The 11,223-nt window shown below is 70.4% G+C and carries 11 protein-coding genes; 10 read left to right on the top strand and 1 reads right to left on the bottom strand.

Annotation, left to right across the window (positions count from 1 at the left end; genetic code table 11):
* On the top strand, positions 1 to 953 hold a 953-nt coding region (locus V7Q31_RS07750; protein ID WP_333833122.1), incomplete at its 5' end, for an ATP-binding cassette domain-containing protein.
* A gap of 92 nt (positions 954 to 1,045) precedes the next feature.
* On the opposite strand, the gene V7Q31_RS07745 is transcribed toward V7Q31_RS07750, so the two are convergent.
* Positions 1,046 to 1,816, bottom strand: coding sequence for an N-formylglutamate amidohydrolase (locus V7Q31_RS07745; RefSeq protein WP_333833121.1), 771 nt, complete (start codon positions 1,814 to 1,816; stop codon positions 1,046 to 1,048).
* A 145-nt stretch (positions 1,817 to 1,961) separates the two neighbouring features.
* Here V7Q31_RS07745 and V7Q31_RS07740 point away from each other — a divergent pair, with 145 nt between their 5' ends.
* From V7Q31_RS07740 to V7Q31_RS07700, 9 genes are all read left to right on the top strand, one after another.
* Positions 1,962 to 2,201, top strand: a complete 240-nt coding sequence (locus tag V7Q31_RS07740; protein WP_333833120.1) for a YdcH family protein — start codon at positions 1,962 to 1,964, stop codon at positions 2,199 to 2,201.
* A gap of 76 nt (positions 2,202 to 2,277) precedes the next feature.
* Positions 2,278 to 4,923, top strand: coding sequence for an aminopeptidase N (pepN, locus tag V7Q31_RS07735; protein WP_333833119.1), 2,646 nt, complete (start codon positions 2,278 to 2,280; stop codon positions 4,921 to 4,923).
* Between the two features lie 162 nt (positions 4,924 to 5,085).
* A complete protein-coding gene (locus V7Q31_RS07730; protein ID WP_333833118.1) occupies positions 5,086 to 6,093 on the top strand; it encodes an ABC transporter substrate-binding protein in 1,008 nt (335 codons plus the stop codon).
* On the top strand, positions 6,090 to 6,869 hold the full coding sequence (locus V7Q31_RS07725) for an ABC transporter ATP-binding protein (protein WP_333833117.1): 780 nt from the start codon (positions 6,090 to 6,092) through the stop codon (positions 6,867 to 6,869). Before V7Q31_RS07730 ends, V7Q31_RS07725 begins: the two co-directional genes overlap by 4 nt.
* Positions 6,866 to 7,711 carry an ABC transporter permease gene (locus V7Q31_RS07720; protein ID WP_333833116.1) on the top strand — a complete coding sequence of 282 codons (846 nt, stop codon included), beginning with the start codon at positions 6,866 to 6,868 and terminating at the stop codon, positions 7,709 to 7,711. The genes V7Q31_RS07725 and V7Q31_RS07720 overlap by 4 nt, the downstream gene beginning before the upstream one ends.
* Complete coding sequence (locus V7Q31_RS07715) at positions 7,708 to 9,009, top strand: cytosine deaminase (protein WP_333833115.1); 1,302 nt, start codon at positions 7,708 to 7,710, stop codon at positions 9,007 to 9,009. The genes V7Q31_RS07720 and V7Q31_RS07715 overlap by 4 nt, the downstream gene beginning before the upstream one ends.
* Complete coding sequence (locus V7Q31_RS07710; RefSeq protein ID WP_333833114.1) at positions 9,006 to 10,409, top strand: FAD-binding oxidoreductase; 1,404 nt, start codon at positions 9,006 to 9,008, stop codon at positions 10,407 to 10,409. Before V7Q31_RS07715 ends, V7Q31_RS07710 begins: the two co-directional genes overlap by 4 nt.
* A gap of 34 nt (positions 10,410 to 10,443) precedes the next feature.
* A complete protein-coding gene (locus tag V7Q31_RS07705) occupies positions 10,444 to 11,022 on the top strand; it encodes an NAD(P)H-dependent oxidoreductase (protein WP_333833113.1) in 579 nt (192 codons plus the stop codon).
* The coding region (locus V7Q31_RS07700; protein ID WP_333833112.1) for an NAD(P)H-dependent oxidoreductase at positions 11,022 to 11,223 on the top strand (202 nt) is incomplete at its 3' end. The genes V7Q31_RS07705 and V7Q31_RS07700, both read left to right, overlap by 1 nt.

Here is an 11,223-nt window from a genome sequence, read left to right as displayed (position 1 = left end):
CCGCGCCCGACGCCGCGCCCGACGCCGCCCCGGCGCTGGAGATCGAGAACCTGACCGTGCGCTATCCGATCCGCGCGGGGCTGCTGCGCCGGACGGTCGCCGAGATTTGCGCCGTCGAGAACGTCTCGCTCTCGGTGCGGCGCGGCGAGACGCTGGGGCTCGTCGGCGAGTCGGGCTGCGGCAAGTCCACGCTGGCGCGCGCGGCGCTGCGGCTGACGCCGGTCCGGTCCGGCGCGATCCGCATCTGCGGGCGCGATGTGACGCGGCTCAGGGGCGCTGCGCTGAAGCCGATGCGGCGCGCCGCGCAGATCGTGTTCCAGGACCCGTTCGCAGCGCTCAACCCGCGCCTGCCGGCCTGGGACCTGACCACGGAGCCCGCGGCGATCCACGGCTTTGCGGCGACCCGCGCCGACCGCCGCGATCTGGCGGCGGCGCTGATGCGCCGGGTGGGGCTGTCGGCCGACATGCTCGACCGCTACGCGCACCAGTTCTCGGGCGGCCAGCGTCAGCGGCTGTGCATCGCGCGGGCGCTGTCGGTGGGGCCTGCGCTGGTGATCGCCGACGAGGCGGTGTCGGCGCTCGACGTCTCGGTCGCGCGGCAGGTCACCGAGCTGATGCGCGACCTTCAGGAGCGCGACGGTCTGGCCTTCCTGTTCATCTCGCACGACATCGGCGTCGTCGAACGCATGAGCCACCGCATCGCCGTGATGTACGCGGGCGAGATCGTCGAGACCGGCCCCGCCGCCGCCGTGCTGGGCGATCCCCGCCACGCCTACACGCGTCGCCTGCTCGCCGCCGTCCCTTCGGGCGATCCGCGCCGGCGCAGCCGCGCGCCGCTGCCCGGCGGCGATGTCGAGCCGCCCTCGCTGATCCGGCCGGTCGGAACGCCCTCGCGCTCGGGCGCGCTGTCGCAGGTCGAACGCGACCGCTTCGTGCGCCGGGACGCCGCCTGAGCGCGACCCGAAGAGCGCAGGTCACGAGTTAGGGCCCGTTGTCTTCGAGAGGAGAAACGTGATTTCTCTCCATTCTTAGGCCGGCTCGAGCCCTAACGCCGTTCCTTTATGTCCTCCGCCGGCGCGTCGAGATCTAGCGCGTCGGACAGGCAGCGCGCGAGCAGCGCCGCCCATGCGGCCTGCCCCGCCGCATCCGCGATCAGGTCGTTGCGGATCTCGATCAGCGCATGCGGCAGGCCCCGCAGCGTGCCGTGGCGCCACATGCAGTCGCCTTCGAGCCGCCCCGTATAGGGTTCGTTGTCGCCGACGACGAGTTCGTCCTCGGCGCGCAACCGCTCGATGAGCGGCCCGGCGATGCGGTCGTCGCGGTCCCACAGCACCGAGACGTGCCAGGGCCGCGGCGCGCGCCCGCGCAGCTGCGGGGTGAAGGAGTGGATCGAGATCAGCCGCGGCTCGATCCCGTCGGCGAGCGCGGCGTCGATCGCGGCGTCGATCGCGGCGTGATAGGGCCGGTGATAGGCGGCGATGCGCCGGTCGCGCTCGGCGGCGTCGATGCGGCGGTTGCCCTCGATCACCGCCCCGTCATAGAGGCGCATGATCAGCGTCGGGTCGTCCTCGGCGCGGTTGGGGTCGATGACGAGCCGCGAGAACCCCGACAGGATCGCCGGCGCTTCGAACGCGTCCGACAGCGCCAGCGTAACCCCGCGCGCGCCGATGTCGTAGGCGATGTGACGCGCCATCTCCGCCGGCGGCACGCCGAGATCGATCTCGGGCGGCACCGCCGCGAGCGCGTGGTCGCAGAGCAGAAGGAGCGACGGGTCGCCCTCGGGGCGCACCCGCTCGACCGGGCGAAACGGGACCATGACGCCTTGCCTATCCTGCGCGCGGTCCGGGCTCAAGCCCCCTCCCCCTCGCCGCCGCGCCGGTCGCCGGCGAGCGCCCGGGGGTCGCAGGGACAACCCCGAAACCGCGGCGTAAAATGGCGCGCTGAGAAAAGGAGCCTTCGCCATGATCGAGAATCCCCACACGCTGCCCGAGCAGTTTCCCGAAAAGGCCGAAACCCTCGCGCAGCTCGCCAGCGCCGACCCCGCCTTCGCCGAGCTCGCGCGCGATTACGACGCGCTGAGCGCCGAGATCTATCGCGGCGAGACCAATCTCGAGCCGATGGACGATTTCCGGCTTGAAAACCTCAAGAAGAAGCGTCTCTCTCTGCTCGACGACATCGCCGAGCGCCTCGCGGCGGCCTGACCGCGCGCCTCTCCTCGCGGCGGCGCCCGACCGCCGCCCCGGCGCGACGCCGGCGACCAGGAAAGGACCGCGCCCCATGCTCCCCGACGATCAAGCCCCCGGCCCCGCCCGCGGCCCCGAGATCGTGCGCCTCGCCGACTACGCCCCCCCGGCCTGGCTGGTCGAGACGGTCGCGCTGGAGTTCGACCTCGACCCGGAGGCGACGCGCGTGCGCGCGCGCATCGCCTTCCGCCGCAATCCCGACTCGGCGCCGGGCGCCGCCGACCTTCGTCTCGACGGCCGGAAACTCGCCTTCGTCTCCGCCGCGGTCAATGGCACGGCGCTCCCTCGCGAGGCGCTCCTGATCGACGCCGAAGGCCTGACCGTCCCCGCCGCGCTGGTCCCCGGCGACGCCTTCCTCTGGGAGGCCGAGACGCGCATCGACCCGTCAGCCAACACCGAGCTCGAAGGCCTCTACCTGTCGAACGGCATGTTCTGCACGCAATGCGAGGCCGAGGGCTTCCGCAAGATCACGTGGTTTCCCGACCGCCCCGACGTGATGGCGCCCTATGAAGTCCGCATCGTCGCGCCGCTGTCGCTCAAGGTGCTGCTGTCGAACGGCGATCTGGCCGAAAGCGGCCCGCTGCCCGGCGAGCGCCATTTCGCCCTCTGGCGCGACCCCCACCCCAAACCCTGCTACCTGTTCGCGCTGGTGGCCGGCGACCTGCGCCCGACTTTCCGCGATTTCGTCACCGCCTCGGGCCGCAAGGTGCGTCTCGGCCTCTGGGTGCGTCCCGGCGACGAGGGCAAGACGCTCTACGCGCTCGACGCGCTGGAGCGCTCGATGCGCTGGGACGAGCGCGTCTATGGCCGCGAATACGATCTCGACCTGTTCAACATCGTCGCCACCGACGACTTCAACATGGGGGCGATGGAGAACAAGGGGTTGAACATCTTCAACTCCAAATACGTCCTCGCCAGCCCCGACACTGCCACAGACGCCGATTACGAGCGCGTCGAGAGCGTGATCGCGCATGAATACTTCCACAACTGGACCGGCAACCGGATCACCTGCCGCGACTGGTTCCAGCTCTGCCTCAAGGAAGGGCTGACGGTGTTCCGCGACCAGCAGTTCACCGCCGACGAGCGCTCCGCCCCGGTCAAGCGCATCGCCGACGCGCAATTGTTGCGCGCGCGCCAGTTCCGCGAGGATCAGGGCCCCCTCGCCCACCCCGTCCGACCCGAGCAATACAAGGAAATCAACAACTTCTATACGGCGACGGTCTATGAGAAGGGCGCCGAGGTGATCGGGATGCTGCGCCGGATCGTCGGCCCCGAAGCCTATCGCGCGGCGCTCGACCTCTATTTCGACCGCCATGACGGGCAGGCCTGCACCATCGAGCAGTTCCGCCAGTGCTTCGAGGACGCCACGGGCCGCGACCTCTCCCAGTTCGCGCTGTGGTGGTCGCAGGCGGGGACGCCCGTCCTGACAGTCGAGGAAGACTGGGACGCCGACGCCCGCCGCTTCACCCTGCGCCTCTCGCAGAACACGCCGCCCACGCCTAGCCAGCCCGACAAGCGCCCGCTGGTCATTCCCGTCGCGCTCGGCCTGCTCGGCCCGAATGGCGACGATCTGCTGCCGGAGGGCACGCGGGTGGAATTGCTGACCGAATCCAGCGCGACGCTGGTGTTCGACCGCCTGCCCGCGCGTCCCGTCGCCTCGATCCTGCGCGACTTCTCCGCGCCGGTCGTGCTGCGCCATGCGCGCCCCGACGCGGACCGCGCCTTCCTGATGGCGCATGACAGCGACCCCTTCAACCGCTGGGAGGCCGGCCGCGCCTACGCGACCGACGCGCTGCTGCGCATGGTCGGCGGCGCCGAACCCGACGTCGCGCTGATCGCCGCCTTCGGCGCGACCGCCGCCGACGAGGCGCTCGACCCCGCCTTCCGCGCCCTCGCCCTCGGCCTGCCCGGCGAGGACGAGCTCGCCGCCGAGATGGCCGCCCGCTCCGGCCATGCCGACCCCGAGGCGATCCACGCCGCCGTCGCCTCGCTGCGCCGGGCGATCGGGCTGGCGCATCAGGGCCTGTTCCTGCGCCTGCACGAGGCGCTCGCCGCCACCGGCCAGTTCAGCCCCGACGCGGCCTCCGCCGGGCGACGCGCGCTGCGCAACCGCGCGATGGGCTATCTCGCCGCCTCCGGGACCGACGAAGGGATCGCCCGCGCGGCCGGCCAGTTCGCGCGATCTGACAACATGTCCGAGGAAGCCCCTGCGTTGGCGGCGATAGTCCATTGCGAGGCCCCGCAGTCACGCCGCGCGCTCGACGCCTTCTACGAGCGCTGGAAGCTTGATCCGCTGGTGCTCGACAAATGGTTCGCCATCCAAGCGACCGCGCCCGTCGCAGACGCCACCGCCCGCGTGACCGAGCTTGCGCGCCACCCCGCTTTCGACTGGATGAACCCCAACCGCTTCCGCAGCCTGATCGGGGCCTTCGCCGCCGGCAACCCCAGCCGCTTCCACGCCGCCGACGGCTCGGGCTACGCGCTGGTCGCCGACTGGCTGATCCGGCTCGACGCGCGCAACCCCCAGACCGCCGCCCGCGTCGCCGGCGCCTTCGAGACCGCCCGCCTCTACGACCCCGCCCGTCGCGCGCTGATCCGCGCGCAACTGGAGCGGATCGCCGCGACTGCGGGGCTGTCGCGCAATCTCGGCGACATCGTGGGGCGGCTGCTCGCCGGCTGAGTGGCGCTGCGCCCGCCCATCGGGCGCCCTCGCCTGTTCCGCGGGCGCCGCGCGCGAAATTGCGCGTTCGCGCAGCGCCCCCGCTCGACAGCGCCGCTGCGCGCCGCATAGTTTGGGGTGATGCATCGCGCCCGAACCGGGGCGCCCCGGACGGAGACCGAAATGCGACGCACCGCTCCTCTCGCCTTGGCCGCCCTCGCCGCCGCGCTTCCCGCCGCCGCCCAGACGCTCGAACCCTTCCGCTTCGGCACCAACTGGGTCGCCCAGGCCGAGCACGGGGGCTTCTACCAGTCGATGGTGGACGGCACTTACGCCGCCTGCGGCCTCGACGTCTCGATCACGCCGGGCGGTCCTCAGGTCAATGGCCGCGCCATGATGCTGGCGGGCAGGCTCGACGGCTACATGGGCGGCAACATGCTCCTTCCCTTCAACGCGCTGGGCGAGGGAATCCCCGTGGTCGTCGTCGCCGCCTCCTTCCAGAAGGAGCCGCAGGTGATCATGACGCATCCTGGCGTGGCGTCGAAATTCGAGGATCTCAAGAGCCTCACCCTCATGATCGGCGACGCGGGCTATCAGAGTTACTACCAGTGGATGAAAGCGGCCTTCGGCTTCACCGACGACCAGCGCCGCCCCTACACCTTCAACTCCGCGCCCTTCCTCGCCGACGTGAACTCCGGCCAGCAGGGCTACATCACCTCGGAACCTTACGCGATCGAGACGGAAGCCGGGATCAAGACCGACCTGTGGCTGCTGGCCGATTACGGCTTCGACACCTACTCCACCACCATCGAGGTCACCCGCGACACGCTCGAGACCCGCCCCGACGCGGTGAAGTGCTTCGTCGACGGCACGGCGCTCGGCTGGGTCAACTTCCTCTACGGCGACAACGAGGCCGCCATCGCGAAGATCATGGCGGACAATCCCGACATGACGCGCGACAAGGTCGATTTCGCGATCCGGACGATGATCGACTACGGCATCGTGGACAGCGGCGACGCGGAGACGATGGGCGTCGGCGCGATGACGGACGCGCGGATGCAGAGCTTCTACGCCAAGATGGTCGAGGCCGGGGTGCTGGAGGACGGGCTCGACATCGCGCAGGCCTACACGCTGGACTTCGTCAACAAGGGCGTCGGGCTCGCGGAGAAGAAGGCGCTGCTCGGCCAGTGACGGCGCGCGACGCCGCCCTCGCCGCCGTGACGGCGCCGCTGCTGGAGCTTCGGAGCGTCGCCAAGGTGTTCGGCGGCGAGGTGACGGCGCTCGACGGCATGTCGCTGAGCCTGCGGGACGGCGAGTTCGTATCGCTGCTCGGGCCCTCCGGCTGCGGCAAATCCACTGCGCTGCGGCTGATCGCGGGGCTCTCGCAACCGACGCGCGGGCGGATCGTCTGGTCGGGCGAACCGACGTTGGGCGTGGTCTTTCAGGAGCCCACTCTCACCCCTTGGTCGCGCGTCTTCGAGAATGTCTGGCTGCCGCTGCGCCTCAGGGGCGTCAGCCGCAAGGCCGCCGAGCGCGACGTGCTGGAAGCGCTGGAGCTGGTGGGTTTGTCAGGTTTTGAAAAGGCTTACCCGCGCGAGCTGTCGGGCGGCATGAAAATGCGCGTCTCCATCGCGCGGGCCATGGTGACGCATCCCAAGTTGTTGCTGATGGACGAACCCTTCGCCGCGCTCGACGAGATCACCCGCTTCAAGCTCAACGACGACGTACTCGCGCTGCAGGAGAAGCTCGGCTGCACGGTCGTCTTCGTCACCCATTCGGTGTTCGAGAGCGTGTTTCTGTCGAACCGGGTGATGGTGATGGCGGCGCGTCCCGGTAGGGTCGTCTCCGAGATCGAGGTCGAGGCTCCGGATCGGCGCAGCGCGGAATTCCGCACCTCGGCGCAATACGCCGAGCAGTGCCGGCGCGTCTCGGACGCGCTCAGGGCGGCGATGGAGGCGCATGCATGACGGCGATCGAGGCCCCTGCGGTCGATCTGGCGGAGCGCGCGCGGATGCGCCGCCGCCGGCTGGAGCGCATCGGCGCATGGGTGTTGCCGGCGATCGTGGTGGGGCTGTCGATCCTCGGCTGGGACTGGGTGGTGCGGGCCAACGAGATTCCGCACTACATCCTCCCCGGTCCGGGGCGCGTCGCCTCCCAGCTCGTCGAGGATTGGGGGCTGCTGTCGGCGGCGCTGCTCGTCACGCTCAAGATCACCTTTCTGGCGCTCGCGACGGCGGTGGTGGTGGGCGTCGGGCTCGCGACGCTGTTCTCGCTGTCGCGCTGGGTGGAGATGAGCTTCTTCCCCTATGCCGTGATCCTGCAAGTCACGCCCATCGTCGCCATCGCGCCGCTGATCTTCATCTATGTCGAAAGCCCGCTTGTGGGGCTGCTGATCTGCGCCTGGATAGTGGCGTTCTTCCCGATCCTGTCGAACACGACGCTCGGGCTGAACTCGGCCGACCACAATCTGCGCGACCTCTTCGCCATCTACGGCGCCACGAAATGGCAGAAGCTGCGTTATCTGCAGTTCCCTTCCGCCCTGCCCTATTTCCTCGGCGGGCTGCGCATCGCGGGCGGGCTGTCGCTGATCGGCGCCATTGTGGCCGAATATGTGGCCGGGACGACCGGCACGGGGGGCGGGCTCGCCTTCCGCATCCTCGAGGCGTCCTATCGGCTCAACATCCCGCGCATGTTCGCGGCCCTTCTGCTGATCGCCCTGGCAGGGGTGGCGATCTTCGGCGCGACCACGCTGATCAACCATCTGGCGCTGCGGCGCTGGCACGAAAGCGCAGTGAGGCGCGAGACATGACCCCCCGCTGGACCATTCCCGACGGGCCGTATCGGCTGGCGCGCGCGCGCATTCCCGCAGCCTCGACCGATCTGGCGGGCGCGCCGGACCCGGAAGGCTTCCTCACCGCCGATCTGTGGATCGACCGGGGCCGCATCGGCTTCGCCGGCCCCGCCGAGGCGCCGACGGTCGATCTGGCCGGCGCCGTCGTGCTTCCCGGTTTCGTCGATTGCCACACGCATCTCGACAAGGGCCACATCTGGCCACGCCAGGGCAATCCGGACGGCACATTCGACGGCGCGCTCGCCGCGGTGCAGGCCGACCGCGAAGCGCGCTGGCGCGCCGCGGACGTGGCCGCGCGGATGGACTTCGCCCTGCGCTGCGCCTACGCGCACGGAACTGTCGCGATCCGCACCCATCTCGACAGTCGGGGCAAGCAGACGGCGATCAGCTGGGGCGTGTTCCGCGAGATGCGTGCGGAATGGCGCGGGCGGATCGCGCTGCAGGCCGCGGCGCTGACCACAGCCGACCAGCTCCTCACGCCGGAATTCGACGCCATCGTCGCGGAGGTCGCAGCCTCGGGCGGCGTGCTCGGCTGCGTGACTTTCCCCATGCCCGACCTGCCCGCCCGCCTCGACGCTTTTTTCGCCATCGCCAATCGGCATGGCTTCGACGTCGATTTCCACGTGGACGAGACCGCCGACACCGCCTCCAACACGCTGCGCGCCATCGCCGAAGCCGCCTTGCGCACCGGCTTCGAGGGTCGCGCGCTGTGCGGGCATTGCTGTTCGCTCGCCAACCAGCCCGAAGCCGAGGCCGACCGCACGATGGACCTCGTCGCGCGCGCCCGGCTCGACGTCGTGTCGCTGCCGATGTGCAACATGTATCTGCAGGACCGCAATGCCGGCCGCACCCCGCGCTGGCGGGGCGTGACGCTCGTGCATGAGCTGGCGGTGCGCGGCGTGCGGGTCTCTTTCGCCTCGGACAACACGCGCGACCCGTTCTACGCCTATGGCGATCTCGACATGCTGGAGGTGATGCGCGAGGCGACCCGCACCGCCCATCTCGACCACCCTTTCGGCGCCTGGCCCGCCGCCTTCGCCCGGCGGCCCGCAGAGGCGATGGGGCTTGCGGCCGGAGTGATCGCCGAGGGAGCGCCCGCCGATCTCGTCATCTTCCCCGCGCGGCGCTGGGGGGAGTTGCTCTCGCGGCCCCATGGCGACAGGCTGGTGCTGCGGGAGGGCCGCCCGCTCGATGCTGGCCCCCCCGACTACGCCGATCTCGACGCCCTGTTCGACCGCCTGCCGGAGCCCGCATGACCGCCGACCTCGCCGGCTGCAAAGCCGCCCTCGCCCATCTCGACCTCGACGACAACCCCGCCACCGTCCGCCAGAAGAGCCGGGATTTCTTCTGGTACTCGCCCGTCCTGAAGGAGCGGCTCGACCATGTGACGGCGGATTTCGTCGTGACCCCGCGCAACGAGGCGGAAGTGATCGAGGCGCTCGCCGCCGCCCATGCGCATGGCGTGCCGGTCACCCCGCGCGGCGCCGGAACGGGCAATTACGGGCAGGCGATGCCGCTCTCGGGAGGAATGGTCCTGCACCTCAAGGGCCTGGACAAGATCGCCGAGATCGGGCCGGGGCGCATCCGCGCAGGGGGCGGCGCCATCATCGCCGAGATCGACCGCAAGGCGCGCGCCGCCGCCGGACAGGAACTGCGGATGCACCCCTCGACGGCGCAGACGGCCTCGATCGGGGGCTTCATCGCCGGCGGCTCGGGCGGGGTCGGCTCGATCCGCTGGGGCGGCTTGCGCGACGACGGCAACGTGCTGGGCCTGCGGCTCGTGACCTGCGAGGCCCGTCCGCGCGTGCTGGAGTTGCGCGGCGACGACATGCACAAGGCGATCCACGCCTATGGCGTCAACGGGATCATCACCGAAGTCGAAGTCCCGCTGACCGCGGCCTATGACTGGGTCGACGTGATCGTGGGCTTCGACGAGTGGGCCGCCTGCAACCGCTACGCCGAGGACATCGCCCATCGCGACGGGCTGCACCTCAAGGAGCTGGCGACTGTGCAGGCCCCAGCCCCGCACGACTATTTCCTGCGCCACCGCCGCTTCATCGCGCGCGAGAAGCATGTTGCGATCATCATGGTCGGCCCCCACAGCCTCGAGCCGCTGCTGACCGTCACCGCGCGCGACCGGCGCGCGGCAGTGCTGTTCCGTTCCGACCGCGACGGCGCGGCCGGGCTGCCGCCCGCCTATGAGCTCGCCTGGAACCACACGACCCTGCGCGCGCTGCGCATGGACCCGGCGATCACCTATCTTCAAGTGCTCTATCGCGCCCCCGACACGGTGGAACGCGTCGTGAAGATGGCCGCGATCTTCGGCGACGAAGTCCCGGGCCATGTCGAATGGGTGCGCATGGACGGGCGCGTGCGCGGGGCCGGCCTGCCGATGGTGCGCTACACCACCGAAGCGCGGCTCGACGAGATCATCCGCATCCACGAGGCGGAAGGCTGTCCGATCTTCAACCCGCACCGCTACACGCTGGAGGAGGGCGGCATGAAGCAGACCGACCCCGCCCAGCTCGCCTTCAAGCGCGAGACCGATCCGGACGGACTCCTCAACCCCGGCAAGATGATCGCCTGGGACGATCCGGACTACGACTTCGCCTCCGACCGCATCTACCTGTTTCCGGGTCTGAACGCCGCCCAGTAACCCACTGCCCCCGCTTGTCCGAAAGGTCGCGCGGATGCGCGTTCTGGTCCTCTACGCCCATCCCGTCGAGACGAGCTTCGCCGCCGCGCTTCATGGCGTGGTGGTCGAGCGGCTGCGGGCGGCGGGGCACGAGGTGGACGATTGCGACCTCTACGCCGAGGGCTTCGACCCGGTGCTCTCGCGCGCCGAGCGGCTGGCCTATCACGACCTCTCGGCCAACCGCGCCGCCGTCGCGCCCCATGTCGCGCGGCTCGAGCGGGCCGAGGCGCTGGTGCTCGTCTCGCCGATCTGGAATTTCGGCCATCCCGCGATCCTGAAGGGCTATCTCGACCGCGTGTTCCTGCCCGGCGTCACCTTCGCCCTGGAGGAAGGCCGCATCCGCCCGACGCTGCGGCTGAAGCGCCTCGTCGCGGTGCACAGCTACGGCGCGACGCGGCTGATGGCGTGGCTCGTCGGCGACCCGCCGCGCCGCGTGGTCTCGCGCATCCTCGGCGGTTTGCTGGAACGGCGCTCGGGCGTGCGGTATCTAGCGCTCTACGGCATGAACACGGCCACGAAGGAGCGGCGCTCAGCGTTCCTCGACCGCGTGGCGCGCGAAATGGACTGGCTGTGATGCGCGTGCTGGTGATCCACTCCCACCCCGACCCCGAGAGCTTCAACGCCTTCCTATGCAGTGAGGCGGTTACGGCGTTGCAGGCGGCGGGGCACGAGACGCGGCTGATCGACCTCTACGCCGAAGGCTTCGAGCCGGCGCTGTCGCGCGCGGACTGGCGCGCTTACGAGGATCAGAGCCGCAACGTCGACCCGGTCGCGG

It is taken from the genome of Rubrimonas sp., assembly GCF_036788415.1.
Taxonomy (GTDB): Bacteria; Pseudomonadota; Alphaproteobacteria; order Rhodobacterales; family Rhodobacteraceae; genus Rubrimonas.
Note: the sequence above shows the minus strand (reverse complement) of the source record. Positions and strands in the feature narration are given on the sequence as shown.